The organism is Klebsiella sp. KE9456 (assembly GCF_043832615.1).
Taxonomy (GTDB): domain Bacteria; phylum Pseudomonadota; class Gammaproteobacteria; order Enterobacterales; family Enterobacteriaceae; genus Klebsiella; species Klebsiella indica.
The window spans coordinates 48,617-69,548 of the sequence record NZ_JBDYQK010000022.1 but is presented as its reverse complement, the minus strand read 5'-3'; the positions used below and the strand labels follow the sequence as shown (position 1 = coordinate 69,548).

Annotated in this window: 18 protein-coding genes; 14 read left to right on the top strand and 4 right to left on the bottom strand. The window is 54.1% G+C overall.

Translation table 11 applies throughout. From position 1 onward, the window contains the following. Positions 1–7: 7 nt before the first annotated feature. On the bottom strand, positions 8–1,330 hold the full coding sequence (gene xylA / locus ABK821_RS20180) for a xylose isomerase (protein ID WP_138359564.1): 1,323 nt from the start codon (positions 1,328–1,330) through the stop codon (positions 8–10). A 380-nt stretch (positions 1,331–1,710) separates the two neighbouring features. On the opposite strand from xylA, the gene xylF reads away from it, so the two are divergent. The 4 genes from xylF to xylR all read left to right on the top strand — a co-directional run bounded on the left by xylF (position 1,711) and on the right by xylR (position 6,830). Beyond that, positions 1,711–2,703 (top strand): D-xylose ABC transporter substrate-binding protein, encoded by a 993-nt coding sequence (gene xylF / locus ABK821_RS20175; protein ID WP_138359566.1) that lies wholly within the window; start codon positions 1,711–1,713, stop codon positions 2,701–2,703. Between the two features lie 64 nt (positions 2,704–2,767). Then, positions 2,768–4,309 (top strand): xylose ABC transporter ATP-binding protein, encoded by a 1,542-nt coding sequence (locus ABK821_RS20170; protein ID WP_138359568.1) that lies wholly within the window; start codon positions 2,768–2,770, stop codon positions 4,307–4,309. Further along, the gene (xylH, locus tag ABK821_RS20165; RefSeq protein WP_138359570.1) at positions 4,287–5,468 is read left to right on the top strand and encodes a xylose ABC transporter permease XylH; all 1,182 of its coding nucleotides are present in this window, start codon (positions 4,287–4,289) and stop codon (positions 5,466–5,468) included. The genes ABK821_RS20170 and xylH overlap by 23 nt, the downstream gene beginning before the upstream one ends. A 183-nt stretch (positions 5,469–5,651) precedes the next feature. After that, the gene (gene xylR / locus ABK821_RS20160) at positions 5,652–6,830 is read left to right on the top strand and encodes a D-xylose utilization transcriptional activator XylR (RefSeq protein WP_343178543.1); all 1,179 of its coding nucleotides are present in this window, start codon (positions 5,652–5,654) and stop codon (positions 6,828–6,830) included. A 55-nt stretch (positions 6,831–6,885) separates the two neighbouring features. Here the strand turns inward: xylR and ABK821_RS20155 are convergent, their stop codons facing one another. After that, on the bottom strand, positions 6,886–7,713 hold the full coding sequence (locus ABK821_RS20155) for a protein bax (RefSeq protein ID WP_138359574.1): 828 nt from the start codon (positions 7,711–7,713) through the stop codon (positions 6,886–6,888). Positions 7,714–8,027: 314 nt separating this feature from the next. On the opposite strand from ABK821_RS20155, the gene ABK821_RS20150 reads away from it, so the two are divergent. Both ABK821_RS20150 and avtA read left to right on the top strand, forming a co-directional pair. Then, complete coding sequence (locus tag ABK821_RS20150; protein WP_343178542.1) at positions 8,028–10,058, top strand: alpha-amylase; 2,031 nt, start codon at positions 8,028–8,030, stop codon at positions 10,056–10,058. Between the two features lie 172 nt (positions 10,059–10,230). After that, positions 10,231–11,487: a valine--pyruvate transaminase gene (avtA, locus tag ABK821_RS20145; RefSeq protein WP_142503150.1), complete on the top strand. Its 1,257-nt coding sequence runs from the start codon at positions 10,231–10,233 to the stop codon at positions 11,485–11,487. Positions 11,488–11,570: 83 nt separating this feature from the next. Here the strand turns inward: avtA and ABK821_RS20140 are convergent, their stop codons facing one another. Together ABK821_RS20140 and yiaJ are read right to left on the bottom strand one after the other, a co-directional pair. Next, complete coding sequence (locus tag ABK821_RS20140) at positions 11,571–12,059, bottom strand: 4Fe-4S binding protein (protein ID WP_138359580.1); 489 nt, start codon at positions 12,057–12,059, stop codon at positions 11,571–11,573. Positions 12,060–12,176: 117 nt separating this feature from the next. Next, complete coding sequence (yiaJ, locus tag ABK821_RS20135) at positions 12,177–12,995, bottom strand: IclR family transcriptional regulator YiaJ (RefSeq protein WP_138359582.1); 819 nt, start codon at positions 12,993–12,995, stop codon at positions 12,177–12,179. A 218-nt stretch (positions 12,996–13,213) separates the two neighbouring features. Between yiaJ and yiaK the strand changes: the two genes are divergently transcribed. From yiaK to araD, 8 genes are all read left to right on the top strand, one after another. Then, positions 13,214–14,212, top strand: a complete 999-nt coding sequence (gene yiaK / locus ABK821_RS20130; RefSeq protein WP_071259234.1) for a 3-dehydro-L-gulonate 2-dehydrogenase — start codon at positions 13,214–13,216, stop codon at positions 14,210–14,212. Between the two features lie 11 nt (positions 14,213–14,223). After that, entirely contained in the window at positions 14,224–14,688 is a 465-nt protein-coding gene (locus ABK821_RS20125) for a YhcH/YjgK/YiaL family protein (RefSeq protein ID WP_012135715.1), read from the top strand. Between the two features lie 22 nt (positions 14,689–14,710). Continuing rightward, positions 14,711–15,640 (top strand): DUF4862 family protein, encoded by a 930-nt coding sequence (locus ABK821_RS20120; protein ID WP_104868035.1) that lies wholly within the window; start codon positions 14,711–14,713, stop codon positions 15,638–15,640. A 105-nt stretch (positions 15,641–15,745) separates the two neighbouring features. Beyond that, on the top strand, positions 15,746–17,065 hold the full coding sequence (locus ABK821_RS20115) for an MFS transporter (protein ID WP_047460323.1): 1,320 nt from the start codon (positions 15,746–15,748) through the stop codon (positions 17,063–17,065). Positions 17,066–17,155: 90 nt separating this feature from the next. Next, positions 17,156–18,661 (top strand): FGGY-family carbohydrate kinase, encoded by a 1,506-nt coding sequence (locus tag ABK821_RS20110; protein ID WP_012135719.1) that lies wholly within the window; start codon positions 17,156–17,158, stop codon positions 18,659–18,661. Then, positions 18,658–19,320, top strand: a complete 663-nt coding sequence (gene ulaD, locus ABK821_RS20105; protein WP_343178541.1) for a 3-keto-L-gulonate-6-phosphate decarboxylase UlaD — start codon at positions 18,658–18,660, stop codon at positions 19,318–19,320. The genes ABK821_RS20110 and ulaD overlap by 4 nt, the downstream gene beginning before the upstream one ends. Then, complete coding sequence (locus ABK821_RS20100; protein ID WP_343178540.1) at positions 19,313–20,173, top strand: L-ribulose-5-phosphate 3-epimerase; 861 nt, start codon at positions 19,313–19,315, stop codon at positions 20,171–20,173. The genes ulaD and ABK821_RS20100 overlap by 8 nt, the downstream gene beginning before the upstream one ends. Then, positions 20,167–20,865 (top strand): L-ribulose-5-phosphate 4-epimerase, encoded by a 699-nt coding sequence (araD, locus tag ABK821_RS20095; protein ID WP_138359596.1) that lies wholly within the window; start codon positions 20,167–20,169, stop codon positions 20,863–20,865. The genes ABK821_RS20100 and araD overlap by 7 nt, the downstream gene beginning before the upstream one ends. Positions 20,866–20,932: the final 67 nt, after the last annotated feature.

The following is a 20,932-nucleotide window of genomic DNA, read 5'->3' as shown; positions in this document are numbered from 1 at the left end:
ATCATCATTAATTATCAAACAGATAACGGTTAACCACGTTCTCCAGCAGCTCCTGATGACCGCTGTGATGCTGCGGCGCCAGGTTGTGCTGAATCGCATACCGGGCAATATCGGCGAGATCCATCTGGCCCTTGAGGATTTGCTGACCCAGTTCGCCATTCCAGCCGGCATAGCGTTTGGCGACACGCTTATCCAGTTCACCGCCTTCAATCATGCGGGCCGCCACTTTCAAGGCCAGCGCCATGGTATCCATCGCGCCAATGTGGCCGTAGAACAGATCGTATTTATCGGTGCTCTGACGACGAACTTTAGCATCAAAGTTCAGGCCGCCGGTGGTAAAGCCGCCCGCCTTAAGGATTTCGTACATCACCAGCGCGTTTTCTTCGACGCTGTTCGGGAACTGGTCGGTATCCCAACCCAGCTGCGGATCGCCGCGGTTCGCGTCGACAGAGCCAAACAGACCGAGGGCGATCGCCGTGGCAATTTCGTGATGGAAAGTATGGCCTGCCAGCGTCGCGTGGTTAGCTTCAATGTTCAGTTTGATCTCTTTTTCCAGGCCAAACTGCTTGAGAAACCCATACACGGTGGATGCGTCGTAATCATACTGATGCTTGGTGGGCTCCTGCGGCTTGGGCTCAATCAGCAGCGTTCCCTGGAAGCCAATTTTGTGTTTGTGTTCAACCACCATTTGCATAAAGCGGCCGATCTGTTCGCGTTCCTGTCTCAGGTCGGTATTCAGCAGCGTTTCATAACCTTCACGACCGCCCCACAGAACGTAGTTTTCGCCGCCCAGTTTATGGGTTGCCTCCATCGCCGTCACGACCTGCGTCGCCGCCCAACTGAACACTTCAGGGTCCGGGTTTGTAGCCGCGCCAGCGCCGTAACGCGGGTGAGTAAAGCAGTTCGCCGTGCCCCACAGCAGCCTGACACCGCTCTGCTGCTGTTTCGCCGCCAGAACATCAACCATCTGCGCAAAGTTATTAACGTACTCTTTCAGCGACGCGCCTTCCGGAGAAACATCAACATCATGGAAACAGTAATAGGGAATGTTCAGTTTGTGAAAAAACTCAAACGCGACATCAGCTTTACGTTTCGCCATCTCCAGCGCTTCACCCGGCTGCTGCCACGGACGGTCGAAAGAACCGACGCCGAACATATCAGCGCCATTCCAGCAGAAAGTGTGCCAGTAGCAGGCCGCAAAGCGCAGGTGCTCTTCCATACGTTTACCCAGAACCAACTCATCCGGGTTGTAATGACGAAAAGCCAGTGGATTAGCGGATTTCGGGCCTTCATAACGAACGCGATCGAGTTGATCGAAATAGGTCTGCATAATGAGCTCCATATTCAGGGGTGCGGCGAGGAATAAGTCATAGCCCAATATAGAATTCTCTTTTTAGTTTCCTCAATTACGTTATTTCACACCGTAATTGAGAGAATCCACAAACGTGCGCCAGGTCGCAAAAATAATACCTGACGCTCTGATTTTGCTACTGACATATAGAGAGTACGATGAAATAGGCGGATCATTGATTATTAAAATAAGATCGCGATCATAAATTCACAAATAAACAAAATTTCATAACTCTAAAATAAGCATAGATAATTGCCAAGGTTCTTTCCTGGGTTAAGAATCCGCAGTGTCAATGTGTATCAGGCCGCTTCGTTTTATCGTTCGTTTATCCTGCACTCTACAGAAAAGGTGTTATTATTATGAAGATAAAGAACCTTTGTCTAACGCTCTGCGCCTCACTCCTCCTGACCAGCCTGTCGGGTATCGCGAAAGAAGTTAAAATAGGTATGGCTATTGATGACCTGCGTCTTGAACGCTGGCAAAAAGATCGCGATATTTTTGTCAACAAAGCAGAATCATTAGGCGCAAAAGTATTTGTTCAGTCAGCCAATGGCAACGAAGAAACGCAAATGTCGCAAATTGAAAATATGATCAATCGCGGCGTCGATGTTCTGGTTATTATTCCCTATAACGGCCAGGTACTGAGTAATGTCATTAAGGAGGCCAAACAGGAAGGAATTAAGGTCCTGGCCTACGATCGTCTTATTAATAATGCAGATATTGATTTTTATATCTCTTTTAATAACGAAAAAGTGGGGGAAATGCAGGCCCAAAGCCTGGTCGATAAAGTGCCTCAGGGCAATTATTTTCTGATGGGCGGGTCACCCGTTGATAATAACGCGAAGCTTTTCCGCGCCGGGCAAATGAAGGTCCTTAAACCCTATATTGATGCCGGGAAAATTAAGATCGTTGGCGATCAGTGGGTCGACGGCTGGTTGCCAGAAAATGCATTGAAAATCATGGAAAATGCCCTGACCGCCAACAATAACAAAATTGATGCGGTCGTCGCCTCTAACGATGCCACCGCCGGCGGCGCCATTCAGGCCTTAAGCGCCCAGGGGCTGGCGGGTAAAGTGGCGATTTCTGGCCAGGATGCCGACCTCGCCGGCGTGAAACGCATTATCGCCGGAACCCAGACGATGACCGTCTACAAGCCGATTACCACCCTTGCCACCACTGCGGCGGAGATCGCCGTCGAACTGGGTAACGATAAACAGCCGAAGGCCGACACCACGCTCAATAATGGGCTAAAAGATGTCCCATCACGACTGCTGACGCCTATTGAGGTGAATAAAGACAATATAGAGCAGACGGTAATTAAAGACGGCTTCCACAAAAAGAGCGAGCTGTGAACGCAGGCGCCCCTTTCCGGGGCGCTAACCTCATCCAGCCGGATATTGCTGATGCGGAGTAGATATGTCCTGGTTACTTGAAATGAAAAACATTAGCAAAACCTTCGGCACAGTGAAGGCGATTGATAATGTCAGCCTGCGGCTTAACGCCGGGGAAGTGGTCTCGTTATGTGGAGAAAACGGTTCAGGTAAATCCACACTCATGAAGGTACTTTGTGGGATATATCCGCACGGTACCTATGAAGGCGAAATTATTTTTTCCGGGGAAACCCTACGGCCTGGCCATATTCGCGATACCGAACGCAAAGGGATCGCCATCATTCATCAGGAGCTGGCGCTGGTAAAACATCTGACGGTCCTGGAAAATATTTTCCTCGGCGTGGAAATTTCCCGCCATGGTCTGCTGGATTATGAAACCATGACCCTGCGCTGCGAGAAGCTGCTGGCCCAGGTCAATTTATCCATTTCTCCTGATACTCGCGTCGGAGATTTAGGCCTCGGCCAGCAGCAGCTGGTTGAAATAGCCAAGGCATTGAACAAGCAGGTGCGGTTGTTAATACTTGATGAACCCACCGCCTCCTTAACCGAACAAGAAACGGCGATTTTGCTGAACATTATTCGCGATCTGCAAAACCACGGTATCGCCTGTATTTACATTTCTCACAAACTCAATGAAGTCAAAGCCATCTCTGACACGATTTGCGTCATTCGCGACGGACAGCATATCGGCACTCGTCATGCTGACGGCATGAATGAAGATGACATTATCACCATGATGGTTGGTCGGGAGCTTACCGCCCTCTATCCAAATGAAGCCCACCGCTGCGGTGACGAAATCCTGCGAGTGGAAAACTTAACCGCCTGGCATCCGGTCAACCGCCATATTAAACGGGTCAACGACATCTCTTTTTCATTACGCCGTGGAGAAATTCTGGGCATCGCAGGGCTGGTTGGCGCGGGGCGCACCGAAGCGGTTCAGTGTCTGTTTGGCGTCTGGCCGGGCCGCTGGCAGGGAAAAATCTTTATTGACGGCCAGCAGGTCAACATTCACACCTGCCAGCAAGCCATCGCGCAGGGCATTGCCATGGTACCTGAAGACAGAAAAAAGGATGGTATCGTGCCGGTGATGGCGGTAGGCAAAAACATCACCCTCGCCGCCCTGAATCAGTTTACCGGCCCGATGAGCAGCCTTGACGACGCCGGCGAGCAGCACTGCATTCAGCAATCCATCCAGCGCCTCAAAATCAAAACCTCCTCACCGGAGCTGGCGATCGGTCGTCTCAGCGGCGGCAATCAGCAAAAGGCAATACTCGCCCGCTGTCTGCTGCTGAACCCACGCATTTTGATTCTTGATGAACCCACCCGCGGCATTGATATCGGTGCCAAGTACGAAATTTACAAGCTGATTAACCAACTGGTGCAACAGGGGATTGCCGTCATCGTCATTTCATCCGAGCTGCCCGAAGTGCTGGGACTAAGCGACCGGGTGCTGGTAATGCATGAAGGCAAACTGAAAGCCAATTTAATCAACCAGAACCTGACCCAGGAACAGGTGATGGAAGCCGCGCTGAGGAGCGAACGCCATGTCGAAGAACACGTCGTCTGAAATCAAACTCACCCCATCCGCCTCAGGCGCGCTGTCCGGACTCAAAGGGATGAACCTCCAGGTCTTCGTGATGATCGCCGCTATCGTGGCGATTATGCTGTTTTTCACCTGGACCACCGAAGGCGCTTATCTGAGCGCGCGCAATATCTCCAATCTGCTGCGCCAGACCGCCATCACCGGTATTCTCGCGGTTGGCATGGTATTTGTGATTATTTCCGCTGAAATCGATCTCTCCGTCGGATCGATGATGGGCCTGCTTGGCGGCGCGGCGGCGATTTTTGACGTCTGGTTCGGCTGGCCGTTACCGCTGACGATCGTGGTCACCCTGGCGCTTGGCCTGCTGCTGGGCGCCTGGAACGGTTGGTGGGTCGCCTATCGCAAAGTGCCTTCGTTTATCGTTACTCTCGCCGGTATGCTGGCGTTTCGCGGTATTCTGATAGGCATCACCAACGGGACCACCGTCTCCCCCACCAGCGCGGCAATGTCGCAAATTGGTCAAAGCTACCTGCCTGATGGTATTGGCTTTGCTATCGGCGTGGCAGGAATGGCTCTCTTTATCATCTGGCAATGGCGCAGTCGCATGCGGCGTCAGGCGTTAGGGCTGGCAACGCCGGCATCGGCCTTGACCGTGGGCCGCCAGACAATGACCGCCATTATCGTGCTGGGCGCTATCTGGCTGCTCAATGACTATCGCGGCGTACCGACGCCGGTACTTATTCTCACCGCGCTGCTGCTCGCCGGGATGTTTATGGCCACACGCACTGCTTTCGGGCGGCGCATCTACGCTATCGGCGGCAATCTGGAGGCCGCGCGTCTATCCGGTATTAGTGTTGAACGAACCAAGATGGCAGTATTTGCCATTAATGGCCTGATGGTGGCTATCGCCGGACTCATTCTTAGTTCGCGTCTGGGAGCCGGCTCGCCTTCTGCCGGTAACATCGCGGAACTGGATGCCATCGCCGCCTGCGTCATCGGTGGTACCAGCCTCGCGGGCGGCGTAGGCAGCGTTGCGGGGGCCGTAATGGGGGCGTTTATTATGTCCGCGCTGGACAACGGCATGAGCATGATGGACGTCGCCACATTCTGGCAGTACATCGTTAAAGGCGTCATTTTATTGTTGGCGGTATGGATGGATTCAGCAACGAAACGACGCAGTTGATAGTGGCGCGTTTCTCTTCTCCCTCGGACCGCTTCGAGGGAGCGTTCAACAATAAACCTGCCCAGGTTCAAAAGAACAAGCAAAATCGTCCTCACAGGGAGATCTCTTAGGTGCTGATCGCTTGAAATAACCCGGGCATTGGCCAGTATTGTATGGTCGGTAAGAGAGACCAGGAACAACACTATGTTTGGAAAGCGCCATCGTATTACGCTGTTATTCAATGCCAATAAAGCCTATGACCGACAGGTCGTTGAAGGGGTCGGTGAATATTTACAGGCATCGCAACTGGAATGGGACATCTTCATTGAAGAAGATTTCCGCACGCGAATTGAAAATATTAAGGAATGGTTAGGTAATGGCGTTATTGCCGATTACGACGATCCGGAAATTGAAAATCTGCTGATCGACGTTGATGTGCCGATTGTCGGCGTTGGCGGCTCTTTTCATCGCCCGGAATGTTATCCGAACGTTCACTATATCGCCACCGACAACGCCGCACTGGTTGAGAGCGCCTTCCTCCACCTGAAGGAAAAAGGCATCAACCGCTTTGCTTTTTATGGTCTGCCCGCCACCAGTTGCAAAGGCTGGGCGGCCGAGCGCGAGCATGCTTTCCGTCAACTGGTGGCCAGAGAGAAGTATCGCGGCGTGGTGTATCAGGGGCTCGAAACCGCGCCGGAAAACTGGCAGCATGCGCAAAATCGCCTCGCTGACTGGCTGCAAACGCTACCGCCACACACCGGTATTATCGCCGTCACCGATGCCCGCGCGCGCCACATATTACAGGCCTGCGAACTGCTGCATATTCCGGTGCCGGAAAAACTGTGCGTTATTGGCATTGATAACGAAGAGCTCACCCGCTACCTGTCACGCGTCGCCCTGTCGTCCGTTGCCCAGGGCACCCGCCAGATGGGCTATCAGGCGGCAAAACTGCTGCACCGTCTGCTGGAAAACGAAGAGTTACCCCTTCAGCGTCAGCTTATTCCACCGATGCGGGTGATCGGCCGCCGCTCCACCGATTACCGCTCGCTGTCCGATCCGTCAGTGATTCAGGCGATGCACTATATCCGCAATAACGCCTGCAAGGGGATCAAAGTTGAGCAAGTGCTGGATGCCATCGGTATCTCTCGCTCCAATCTTGAAAAACGCTTCAAAGAAGAAGTGGGCGAGACGATTCATACGGTGATCCACAGCGAAAAGTTAGAAAAAGCACGCAGCCTGTTGGTTTCCACCACCCTGTCGATTAACGAGATCTCACAGATATGCGGCTACCCATCGCTGCAATATTTCTATTCGGTCTTCAAGAAAGAGTACGATGTAACGCCGAAGGAGTATCGCGACCGGCATAGCGAAGTGATGATGTAGAACACAAAGAAAAATGCCCGCGCTTACGCGTCGGGCATTAAACCTGTATCAGTGATTACATATGGGCGGCAATCAACCGCTGGTTATCCTGATACATGGCGAAGAGATAGTTGTTGTAACTCGACCCTCTGGTCGAATAGCCCTTCAGCTTATGAATCATCGTGCTGGCGGTCAGCTCTTGATCGGCCTTACGCATTTGCGCCCGCGATTTACGGAACGACGAATAAGCCGGATGCGTATTCAGATTTCTCACATACGCCTGAACGGACTGCTCAATAGAATCAAACTGAGAGTAGCCCTTCATCGCGCCACGACAGTTACCGCCGCCACACTTCATGCCAAACAGATTATTATTAACCCGCGCCAGTTTGGATGTTCCCCAGCCGCTTTCCGCCGCCGCCATCGTTGCCACCATGCTGGTCGGAATAATATCGACGCGCTCAAGCAGCGAGTTCCATGGAATATGGCGAGTATTGCCTGACCACTTCACTTTATAACGTGAGGCGATCTCTTTCAGACGCGCACGCTCAGCCGGCGACCAGCGAACATCGTACTGCTTAGAGACAAGCCAGTTACGATCGGCGGTGATCATCTGGTTTTGCTTCGTAATATAAGGCATTACCGTCCGGAGAAACGCCCTTTTCCTTGGTGTCCCGGAAGGGTATTTTCGCAAATCAGGAAGTGAACTGCTCTTTACACTATTGCGAGAATACTCTTGTTTACTGCTTACCTTACTAACTTTAACGGCACTTTTCTTCTTGATAACTGAGGCTTTATCACTCGTTGTTGCTGTGTGCGTTACTGCCAGCACACTACCTGAAAATAGACAGGTAAATAACATGAGTATCGTAGCCCCATATCGTCGTATGGGAGTCGATATCATTAGGTCTCCTGGTCGGATACACTCATTCCAACGCCTTATTTTTCATAAAAATAGATAAACGAATCGCGAATAGTATCAAAAATACCCAGATCGCGCACCCTCAGAAATAGTCCAATTCTGAAAAGCTGTCACCTGAAATGGATTTCTGCACCGCTATAAAGAGGCAAAAATGCTAGCGCCATCTCATTTTTGCTTATTTTTTGAGCGAGATCACTCACCCCTTTTCATCCTCCCTGAAAAATCGCAGGCGGGATGAGTTCATCAAACGAGCTGACGCGCAAACTGAGCAAAACACCGCTTACAGGAACTCCGGAATGAAACTCGTAGCGCTTGCACCGTTATTGTTGCCTGGGATGGCCTTCGCCGCCTGGACAACCGCCGATTTCCCCGCCTTTACCGGAGAAGGTACCGGCAGATTTATCAGTCAAACCGAGGTAACAAAGGGAACGCGGCCGCTGCGCATTAATGATAGTCAGCAGTGCTGGCAGCCTGCTGGCGCGATAAAACTTAACCAGATGCTCTCTCTGGAGCCCTGTCGTGATACGCCGCCACAATGGCGTGTGTTCCGCGATGGCCGCTATACCCTGGAAGTCGATACCCGCTCGGGTACACCGACCCTGATGATCTCGCTGGCAGAGAAACAGGTTTCCGCCACCGCGCCCCAGTTGAAGCAGTGCCCGAAATGGGATGGTAAACCGCTGACCATTGACGTCAGCAAATCCTTTGCCGAAGGCAGTAAAGTTCGCGATTTCTACAGCGGTAATATCGCGACCGTAAAAGGCGGTAAAATTACCCTCCAGCCAGCACTTAACAGCAATGGTCTGCTGCTGCTTGAGCGCGCAGAGACGCAAACCGCCGCGCCGTTCAACTGGCACAATGCGACGGTCTATTTCGTCCTGACCGACCGCTTTGTTAACGGTAATCCGGCTAACGACAATAGCTATGGCCGCCACAAAGATGGCATGCAGGAAATCGGCACCTTCCACGGCGGCGATCTGCAAGGCTTGACCAGCAAACTTGATTATATCCAGCAGCTCGGCGTCAATGCCCTGTGGATTAGCTCACCGCTGGAACAGATCCACGGATGGGTTGGCGGCGGCACCAAAGGTGACTTCCCCCACTATGCCTATCATGGCTATTATCCCCTGGACTGGACAAAACTGGACGCCAATATGGGTACAGAAGACGATCTCCGTCGTCTCGTCGATGAAGCCCACAAGCGGGGGATACGTATTCTGTTCGACGTGGTAATGAATCACACCGGTTATGCGACCCTGGCCGATATGCAGGAGTATCAGTTTGGCGCGTTGTACATTCATGGCGATGAGTTGAAAAAGACCCTCGGCGCCCACTGGACCAACTGGACGCCTCACGCAGGCCAGAGCTGGCACAGTTTTAACGATTACATCAACTTCAGCGATAAAACCGGATGGGAGAAATGGTGGGGGAAAAAATGGATCCGCACCGACATTGGTGACTACGATAACCCCGGCTTTGATGACCTGACGATGTCGCTGGCCTTCCTGCCGGACGTGAAAACCGAATCTACAGAGCCTTCTGGTTTGCCAAATTTCTATCGTCATAAACCGGACACCGCAGCGAAAGCGATCCCCGGCTATACGCCGCGCGATTACCTGACCCACTGGCTCAGTCAATGGGTTCGCGATTACGGCATCGACGGTTTCCGCGTTGATACCGCTAAACACGTAGAACAGGCCGCCTGGCAGCAATTAAAAACCCAGGCCACACAAGCGCTGGCTGAATGGAAAAGCGCCAACCCGGGTAAAGCGCTGGATAAGGCGCCGTTCTGGATGACCGGCGAGGCCTGGGGTCATGGGGTGATGCAGAGCGATTATTATCGCCACGGCTTTGATGCGATGCTGAATTTTGATTATCAGGATCAGGCGGCAAAAGCGGCAAGCTGCATGGCCAATATGGATCTGACCTGGCAACAAATGGCGGATAAATTGCAGAATTTCAATGTATTAAGCTACATTTCCTCTCACGATACCAGCCTGTTTCGTGAGGGTGGCAGTTCCGCAGCGGAACTGCTGCTACTGGCGCCAGGCGCAGTGCAAATATTCTATGGCGACGAGTCCTCACGGCCATTCGGCCCGACCGGCTCCGATCCTCTACAGGGCACGCGTTCAGATATGAACTGGCAGGATGTCAGCGGCAAGGCCGCACGCAGCGTCGCCCACTGGGAAAAACTGGGCCAGTTTCGCGCTCGTCATCCAGCCATCGGCATGGGTAAACAAACCACACTACCGATGGCAAAAGGCTACGCTTTTATCCGCGAATACGGTGATGACAAAGTAATGGTGGTATGGGCTGGACAGCAGTAACTTGCTGCCCCGCGACGCCCCGGCTATCGGGGCGCTTTATCAGAATAAACATCTAAAAATAGACGATATATAAGAATAAAAACAAAGCATCATCCTGATACTTCGATTTGCACACTGTCTGCGCTGGCGTTATGGTTACCCACTTTCCAGGGATACCGATAGACTAATCGCGATGACATTTTCACTTTTTGGCGACAAATTTACCCGTCACTCGGGCATTACCCGCCTGATGGAAGACCTTAATGACGGCCTGCGCACACCGGGCGCTATTATGCTGGGCGGCGGCAATCCCGCACAGATTCCGGAAATGAATGATTACTTCCATAGCCTGCTGGCCGACATGCTAAATAACGGCAAAGCCCTTGATGCGCTGTGCAATTATGACGGCCCGCAGGGTAAAAGCGAGCTGCTCTCCCTGCTGGCGAAAATGCTGCGCGAGGAGCTGAGCTGGGAGATTGAGCCACAGAATATTGCACTAACAAATGGCAGTCAGAGCGCATTTTTCTACTTGTTTAACCTCTTTGCTGGCCGCCGGGCGGATGGAACTACCCGTAAGGTCCTGTTTCCGTTGACGCCTGAGTACATCGGCTATGCCGATTCCGGCCTTGAAGAAGATCTGTTTGTCGCGACTCGTCCAAATATCGAACTGCTGCCGGAAGGCCAGTTTAAATACCATGTGGATTTCGAGCATTTGCAGGTGACGGACGAGACGGGAATGATCTGCGTCTCCCGTCCTACCAATCCGACCGGTAACGTCATTACCGACGATGAGCTGATCAAGCTGGATGCGCTGGCTAACCAGCGCGGTATCCCGTTGGTTATTGATAACGCCTACGGTGTTCCGTTCCCGGGGATCATTTTCAGCGATGCCCGGCCGCTGTGGAACCCAAACATCGTCCTGTGCATGAGCCTCTCCAAACTGGGTCTGCCGGGTAGCCGCTGCGGGATTATTATTGCCAACGAAAAAACCATCTCCGCCATCAGTAATATGAACGGCATTATCAGCCTCGCCCCCGGTGGTATAGGGCCTGCAATGATGTGTGAGATGATTAAACGCAACGATCTGTTGCGACTTTCGGAGACGATAATTAAGCCGTTCTATTTCCAGCGTGTCCAGGAAACTATCGCCATTATTCGCCGTTATCTACCGGAAGATCGTTGCCTGATCCACAAGCCGGAAGGTGCGATTTTCCTCTGGTTGTGGTTTAAGGATCTGCCCATTTCCACCGAGCTGCTGTACCAGCGCCTGAAACAACGCGGTGTTCTGATGGTGCCGGGCGACTACTTCTTCCCGGGGCTGGATAAGCCATGGCCACATACGCACCAGTGCATGCGCATGAACTATGTGCCAGACCCGGAGAAGATTGAAGCGGGGGTGAAGATCCTTGCCGAAGAAGTTGAACGCGCCTGGCGTGAGCAGGACGCGTAATGACGCATCATGTAGCCCGGAATTGAGGAATATTCCCGGTTTGCGCTACGCTTAACCGGGCTACGGAAACACGTTGCTGGACACTACATCGCCAGCGCCATTCTCTGGCGGCGTTCGGCGCTCATTCTTTCCAGCTCCATCGGCTCCATACAGTGCAGCGCCTGGGTCGGGCATGCTGCCACGCAAGCCGGGCCCTCTTCGCGATGGCTGCACAAATCGCACTTCAGCGCCTGGATGCCCTCATCCATCCACATCACGGTCATCGCCCCGTAAGGACACGCCACCATGCAGCTTTTACACCCAATACAGCGGCGCTGATCCACCCGCCAGACCGCGTTTTCACGCTGAATTGCACCCTCAGGACACACATTCGCGCAGGGGGCATCCTCGCACTGATGGCACAGCGTCGCAGTCGAGAAACTATCGCTTTTCACCACGCGGATCCGCGGCATAAAGCGCGTTGGGGTTACGCCAGAACAGTCCTGATCCTGCTGATGGGACACCACGCAGGCAACTTCACAGGTACGGCAACCGATGCACTTTTGCGCATCTGCGATAATAAACCGATTCATCCTTGCTCCATTGTGGATAAAAATGCAGAGTGCCAGAAAAAAACCCTCGCGCGCCTTGATCCTGAATGGAGTCAGCCGCTTTTTCTCGCCAATATCCGGGATAAATGGTCATTTGCCTTAGTCTTCTCGCACGGAAAATCCCAACTCACGAGAAATCGCCTCTGCCGTATCACGTAGCGGTTTCAGTAAATTCTTTTCTCCAATCTGCTTGAGGCGTGATGTTGATAAGGAGATGGAAATAGCGTAAGGAACCCGTCGGTGAATATCGAAAACGGGCACCGCCAGACAGGAAACACCAAGCTCGTTTTCTTCCCTGTCCATCGCCATATTACGTTCACGGATCTGCGCTAGCTCATCATACATAGCAGGCAGACCAGTGATGGTATTCCGGGTCAACGGCTGAATAATATCCTGGTGAGAGTTCCAGTAACGTTCCACATAGTCAGGATGGCCGAACGCCATGTAAATCTTCCCCATCGCAGAGCAATACAGCGGCATATGCTGACCGATATAGGCGCGGGTGCGCAGCATGCCGGTGGTCGGCTCCAGCTTATAGATCAGGATGGCATGATCGTCTTCGCGGCTGGAGAAGTTGACGGTCTCGCCAGTGGCGATATTCAGCGTCTCAAGATGCGGCGCAGCCACATGAATGATATTCAGCGATGACAGGGCTTTCTGCCCGACAGCGATAAATTTAGTGGTCAGACGATAGCTTCCGGCGGCAGGCGCGGGGGTGACATACCCGCAGGACTGCAATCCCTGTAGTAGTCGATGCACGGTACTTTTGTTCAGCCCTGCCAGTTCAGACAAGTGCGCCAGCGGGCATCCGTTCGGGTAGTTACTGAGGATCTCAATCAGCATCAAACCACGGAACAGGCTCTGACTACCGGCTGGCCTCTCTTTTTCTTGCGTCATTTCGCTCTCTTTTATGCCCATCGCTTCCGCTCCCCTTTTCGTCGCGCTCTGATGGTAGCGCAAAGTGTGTTTCAGTTCACGATCTGAACCGAAAAAACACAACTATTTGATTTTGATGATTTTAAAAAATAGACCACCCCGTTGATCTGTCAAAATTTGATCGCTATATTTGAAATCAGATTTCGCATAGTGAAATTTAAAGATAAAAAAGCGGTCAAAAATAAACGGGAGAAGCAGGAATGAAAGTGACTTTTGAGCAGTTAAAAGAGGCGTTCAATCGGGTGCTGCTGGCGCGCGGCGTTGCGGCGGAAACGGCTGACGCCTGTGCAGAGATGTTTGCCCGTACCACAGAATCCGGCGTCTATTCGCATGGCGTGAATCGCTTTCCCCGTTTCATTCAGCAACTGGATAATGGCGACATCATTCCTGATGCCAGACCGCAGCGCATCACCAGCCTTGGCGCTATTGAGCAGTGGGATGCTCAGCGATCCATCGGCAATCTGACGGCGAAAAAAATGATGGATCGCGCCATTGAACTGGCTTCCGACCACGGCATCGGCCTGGTGGCGTTACGCAATGCCAACCACTGGATGCGCGGCGGCAGCTACGGCTGGCAGGCGGCGGAAAAAGGCTACATCGGCATCTGCTGGACCAACTCTATCGCCGTGATGCCGCCGTGGGGGTCAAAAGAGTGCCGCATTGGCACGAACCCGCTGATTGTCGCCATCCCTTCATCGCCAATCACCATGATCGATATGTCGATGTCGATGTTCTCCTACGGCATGTTAGAGGTAAACCGGCTGGCGGGACGTGAGCTGCCGGTAGACGGCGGGTTCGACGATGAAGGCAATTTGACCAAAGAACCTGGCGTGATCGAAAAAAATCGCCGCATTTTGCCGATGGGCTACTGGAAAGGGTCTGGTCTGTCGATTGTGCTGGATATGATCGCCACCCTGCTTTCCGACGGCGCTTCCGTTGCCGAAGTTACCCAGGAAAACAGCGACGAATACGGCGTTTCGCAGATCTTCATCGCTATTGAGGTCGATAAGTTGATTGATGGCGCCACGCGCGATGCCAAACTCCAGCGCATTATGGATTTCGTCACCACCGCTGAGCGCGCCGATGAGAACGTGGCAATCCGTCTGCCAGGCCACGAATTTACCCGGCTGCGGGATGAGAATCGCCGCAACGGCATCACCGTCGATGACAGCGTATGGGCCAAAATCCAGGCGCTGTAAGGAAGCATAGCATGATATTTGGACATATCGCACAGCCCAATCCGTGTCGTCTGCCAGACGCGATTGAAAAGGCGCTCGATTTCTTACGCACCACCGACTTTCGCACGCTGGACCCTGGGGTGGTGGAAATCGACGGCAAAAATATTTTTGCCCAGATAATTGATTTAACCACCCGCACTGCGGCTGAAAACCGTCCAGAAGTTCATCGCCGTTATCTGGATATTCAGTTTCTCGCCTGGGGTGAAGAAAAAATAGGAGTTGCCATCGACACCGGTAATAACCAAATCAGCGAATCGTTATTAGAACAGCGCGATATTATTTTCTATCACGACAGTGAACATGAATCTTTCTTTGAAATGGTTCCGGGAAGCTACGCTATTTTTTTCCCGCAGGATGTTCATCGCCCTGGCTGCAATAAAACGGTCGCGACACCCATACGGAAAATCGTCGTTAAAGTGGCAATATCCGCTTTATAAAACGTTATCTTTGGAGCACAACATGAAAACGAACAATACCGGTTATATTATCGGTGCGTATCCCTGTGCACCCTCATTTCACCAAAAGAGTGAAGAGGAAGAGAAGGAATTCTGGCGGCAACTCTCCGATACTCCTGATATTCGTGGGCTGGAGCAACCCTGCCTTGAACATCTTCACCCACTCGGCGACGCGTGGTTATTGCGCCATACGCCAGGCAACTGGCAAATCGTCGTGACGGCGATTATGGAAACCATGCGCCGTCGCGGTGAAAACCGCGGCTTTGGGCTGGCCTCCAGCAATGAAGATCAGCGTCAGGCCTGTGTGGCGTACTATCGCCACCTTTACCAGAAGATCACGACAATCAACGCGGCAAGCGCCGGGAAAGTGATCGCGCTTGAGCTGCACGCCGCACCGCTGGCCGATAACCCAAACGTCGCGCAGGCAACGGACGCATTTGCCCGTTCAGTGAAAGAGATCGCTGGCTGGGACTGGCCGTGCGACCTGGTGCTGGAACACTGCGACGCGATGACCAGCGCCGCGCCGCGCAAAGGATTCCTGCCTCTGGACAACGTGCTGGAGGTAATTGCCGACTACGACATCAGCGTTTGCATTAACTGGGCGCGTTCCGCCATTGAAGGACGCAACACCACCCTGCCACTAACCCATACGCAGCAGGTAAAACAGGCCGGTAAACTCGGCGCGCTGATGTTCTCCGGTACAACGCAAAGCGGTGAATACGGCGAATGGCAGGATTTACATGCGCCTTTCGCGCCTTTCTGCCCTGACAGCATGATGACGCAAGAACATGCCCGTGAATTACTGACCTGCGCAGGAACAGACGTTCTGCAATTCATGGGTATTAAGTTACTGGAAATTAACGCTAATGCCGACGTCAGTCACCGCGTAGCGATATTACGCGACGGCATTACGGCATTAAATAACGCCAAATAATAAGACGTTGCCGGATGGCGGCGTAGGTCTGATAAGCAAAACGTCATCAGGCATTAAATAATTTACTTTTCATCGCCAGAATACTTACTTTACGAGAATACGAAGATGAATATGACCTCTCGCCCTACAGAAAAAGATATACCTCGTCAGCGTTGGCTGCGAATTATTCCGCCCATTCTGATTACCTGTATTATTTCTTATATGGACCGCGTGAATATTGCTTTCGCGATGCCTGGCGGAATGGATGCCGAATTAGGTATTTCCGCCACTATGGCCGGTCTGGCTGGCGGGATTTTCTTCATCGGCTATCTGTTCTTACAGGTTCCCGGCGGCAAAATCGCCGTTCACGGCAGCGGCAAGAAATTTATCGGCTGGTCGCTGGTTGCCTGGGCGGTCATTTCCGTCCTCACAGGCTTAATCACCAACCAGTATCAATTGCTTGCCCTGCGTTTCTTACTGGGTGTGGCGGAAGGCGGCATGCTGCCCGTCGTACTGACGATGATCAGCAACTGGTTCCCGGATGCTGAACGCGGTCGTGCGAACGCCATTGTGATTATGTTTGTGCCGATTGCCGGGATTATCACCGCCCCGCTCTCCGGCTGGATAATCACCGTACTCGACTGGCGCTGGCTGTTCATTATTGAAGGTCTGCTCTCTCTCGTCGTGCTGGTGCTGTGGGCGTACACCATTTATGACCGGCCGCAGGAAGCCCGCTGGATCTCCGGGGCGGAAAAAAACTATCTGGTGGAAACCCTCGCCGCAGAACAGAAAGCCATTGCCGGAAGCGAAGTCAAAAACGCCTCTCTCAGCGCGGTCCTTTCCGACAAAACCATGTGGCAACTTATCGCCCTGAACTTCTTCTATCAGACCGGGATTTACGGTTACACCCTCTGGCTGCCAACCATCCTCAAAGAGCTGACCCACAGCAGCATGGGGCAAGTCGGCATGCTCGCCATTTTGCCGTACGTCGGCGCGATCGCCGGGATGTTCCTGTTCTCTTTCCTATCCGACCGCACGGGTAAACGCAAACTGTTTGTCTGCCTGCCGCTGATTGGCTTCGCCCTGTGCATGTTCCTGTCGGTGGCGCTGAAAAACCAAATCTGGCTGGCCTATGCCGCGCTGGTCGGCTGCGGCTTCTTCCTGCAATCGGCGGCGGGCGTTTTCTGGACGATCCCGGCACGTCTGTTCAGCGCCGAGATGGCGGGCGGCGCACGCGGCGTTATCAACGCGCTTGGCAACCTCGGCGGCTTCTGCGGCCCCTACGCGGTTGGCGTACTGATCACGCTGTACAGCAAAGATGCGGGCGTCTATTGCCTGGCGATCTCCCTGGCGCTGGCCGCGCTGCTGGCGTTGTTGCTGCCCGCGAAATGCGATGCGGGTTCGACACCGGCAAAGACAATGAGTCCGCGTAAACACGCCGCGTAACACCATGCCCGGGGCGCAGCGCTTACCGGGCCTACAAAACCCGTAGGCCGGATAAGCGTGGCGCCATCCGGCAAAAATGAGACATGAAAGATGAGAGAGAAAGAGGCCTTCTGGCTGGGCATCGATTGTGGCGGTACTTATCTGAAAGCCGGTTTGTATGACGCCAAAGGTCATGAGCATGGGATCAACCGGCAGTCGTTACAGACGGCAACGCCACTGCCGGGTTACGCCGAACGCGACATGCACCAGCTCTGGCAACAGTGTGCAGCCACCATTACCGGGCTTTTGCAGCGTACAGGCATCTCCGGCGAGCAAATTAAAGGCGTCGGTATCTCCGCTCAGGGTAAAGGACTGTTTCTGCTCGACAGGCAGGATCAGCCGCTGGGCAGCGCCATTCTCTCTTCCGACCGCCGGGCGCTGAAGATTGTCCAGCGCTGGCAGCAGGACGGCATTCCTGAACAGCTTTACCCCGTTACCCGCCAGACGCTGTGGACCGGGCATCCCGCCTCTCTGCTGCGCTGGATTAAAGAGAACGACCCTCAACGTTACGCACAAATTGGCTGCGTGATGATGGGGCATGACTATCTGCGCTGGCGCTTAACCGGCATAAAAGGGTGCGAAGAGAGCAACATTTCTGAGTCCAACCTCTACAACATGAGCAGCGGGCAGTATGACCCGCGCCTGACCCAATGGTTGGGCATCAGTGAAATCGACGATGCGCTGCCCCCCATTATGGGGTCAGCCGAAATATGCGGGGAGATCACTGCTCAGGCAGCCGCCATCACCGGTCTGAAGGCGGGCACGCCCGTCGTCGGCGGTCTGTTTGACGTGGTTTCCACCGCGCTCTGCGCCGGTATTGAAGATGAATTCACCCTCAACGCGGTGATGGGCACCTGGGCGGTGACCAGCGGGATCACCGAGGGGTTGCGCGACCACGAAGCGCACCCTTATGTCTATGGCCGCTACGTCAACGACGGGCAGTACATCGTTCACGAAGCCAGCCCTACCTCATCCGGCAATCTTGAATGGTTTACCGCCCAGTGGGGCGAACTCTCTTTTGACGAGATCAACCAGGCCGTCGCCAGTCTGCCAAAAGCGAGCGGCGAACTCTTTTTCCTGCCGTTTCTGTACGGCAGCAATGCCGGGCTGGAGATGACCTGCGGCTTTTACGGCATGCAGGCGCTGCATACCCGCGCGCATCTGCTACAGGCCATTTACGAAGGGGTGGTGTTCAGCCACATGACCCATCTCAACCGTATGCGCGAACGCTTTACTGAGGCGCACACCCTGCGCGTAACCGGCGGCCCGGCGCACTCCGACGTCTGGATGCAGATGCTGGCGGATGTCAGCGGCCTGCGCATCGAACTGCCGCAGGTTGAAGAGACCGGCTGCTTTGGCGCCGCGCTCGCCGCCCGCGTCGGCACCGGCGTATACCGCAGTTTCAGCGAGGCTCAGCACGCCTTACGGCACCCGGTACGCACGCTGATGCCCGACATGGCCGCACACCGTCTTTATCAGCGCAAATACCACCAATACCAGGATTTGATTCAGGCATTACAGGGCTACCACGCCCGCATTAAGGAGCACGCATTATGAGCCGACCATTACTGCAACTGGCGCTCGACCACACCAACCTTCAGGCGGCGCTTCGCGATGTCGCCCTGTTACAGAACCACGTCGATATCGTTGAGGCTGGCACCATCCTCTGCTTAACCGAGGGGCTGGGCGCGGTGAAAGCGCTGCGCGCCCAGTGCCCGGATAAAATCATCGTTGCCGACTGGAAGGTGGCCGATGCGGGCGAAACGCTCGCGCAGCAGGCTTTTGCCGCCGGCGCCAACTGGATGACGATTATCTGTGCGGCGCCGCTCGCCACGGTGGAGAAAGGCCATGCCGTCGCGCAATCCTGCGGCGGTGAAATTCAGATGGAGCTGTTCGGCAACTGGACGCTGGACGATGCCCGCGCCTGGTATCGCACCGGTGTGCGCCAGGCGATTTACCACCGTGGGCGCGACGCGCAGGCCAGCGGACAGCAGTGGGGAGACTCGGATCTGGCGCGGATGAAGGCGCTTTCTGACATTGGCCTGGAGCTGTCGATTACCGGCGGCATTACGCCTGCCGATCTGCCGTTGTTTAAAGATATTCGCGTCAAAGCATTTATCGCCGGACGCGCGCTGGCAGGGGCGGCGCATCCGGCGCAGGTTGCAGCCGGGTTCCACGCGCAAATTAACGCCATCTGGGGAGAGCAGCATGCGTAATCATCCGTTAGGTATCTATGAAAAAGCGCTGGCAAAAGACCTCAGTTGGCCGGAGCGCCTGGTGCTGGCGAAAAGCTGCGGCTTTGACTTTGTCGAAATGTCGGTGGATGAGACCGACGAACGCCTGTCGCGCCTGGACTGGAGCCCCACGCAGCGGGCGTCGCTGGTGACCGCCATGCTGGAAACCGGCGTGGCCATCCCGTCAATGTGCCTGTCCGCGCATCGTCGCTTTCCCTTCGGCAGTCGCGATGAAGCCGTACGCCAGCGGGCCCGCGAGATCATGACCAAAGCGATTCACCTGGCGCGCGATCTGGGTATCCGCACCATTCAACTGGCGGGTTATGACGTCTATTACGAAGAACATGACGAAGGTACGCAACAACGCTTTGCCGAAGGGCTGGCGTGGGCGGTGGAGCAAGCCGCAGCGGCGCAGGTGATGCTGGCGGTGGAAATCATGGACACCGCCTTTATGAACTCCATCAGCAAATGGAAAAAATGGGACGCGCTGCTCGCCTCGCCGTGGTTTAGCGTTTACCCGGATGTCGGCAATCTCAGCGCCTGGGGCAACGACGTCGCCGCTGAGCTGAAGCTCGGTATTGACCGCATCGCCGCCATCCACCTGAAAGACACGCAGCCGGTGACCGAGAACAGCCCCGGTCAGTTCCGCGACGTGCCGTTCGGCGAAGGGTGCGTGGATTTTGTCGGCATCTTCAAAACGCTGCATGAGCTGAACTACCGTGGCGCGTTTTTGATTGAGATGTGGACGGAAAAGGCCAAAGAGCCGGTGCTGGAAATTATCCAGGCGCGGCGCTGGATAGAAGCGCGTATGCAGGAAGGAGGATTCACATGTTAGAGCAGTTAAAAGCCGAGGTGCTGGCAGCCAATCTGGCGCTTCCGGCACACCATCTGGTGACATTCACCTGGGGTAACGTCAGCGCCGTCGATGAAACGCGAAAACTGATGGTCATTAAACCTTCCGGCGTTGAATATGACGTCATGACCGCCGACGATATGGTGGTGGTGGAGATCGCCAGCGGCAAGGTCGTTGAAGGCAGCAAAAAGCCCTCGTCCGATACGCCGACGCATCTGGCGCTCTATCGTCGTTATCCGCAGATCGGCGGAATTGTACATACCCATTCCCGCCATGCAACGATCTGGTCGCAGGCGGGTCTTGACCTGCCCGCCTGGGGCACCACGCATGCCGACTATTTCTATGGCGCAATCCCCTGTACCCGGCTGATGACCGTGGAGGAAATTAAAGGGGAATACGAATACCAGACGGGCGAGGTAATCATCAAAACTTTTGAAGAACGCGGTCTGAACCCAATGCAGATCCCGGCGGTATTAGTCCATTCACACGGGCCATTCGCCTGGGGGAAAGACGCCGCTGACGCCGTGCATAACGCCGTGGTGCTTGAGGAGTGCGCCTATATGGGGCTGTTTTCCCGCCAGCTCACGCCGCAGCTACCGGATATGCAGCCAGAATTGCTCGACAAACATTATCTGCGTAAACACGGCGCGAACGCCTATTACGGGCAAAACTGATGCCCGCAGAAGCTTCTCCTGGACAGGACTACAGGCAATATCTGGATTCGTGGGTAAAACAAGGCCC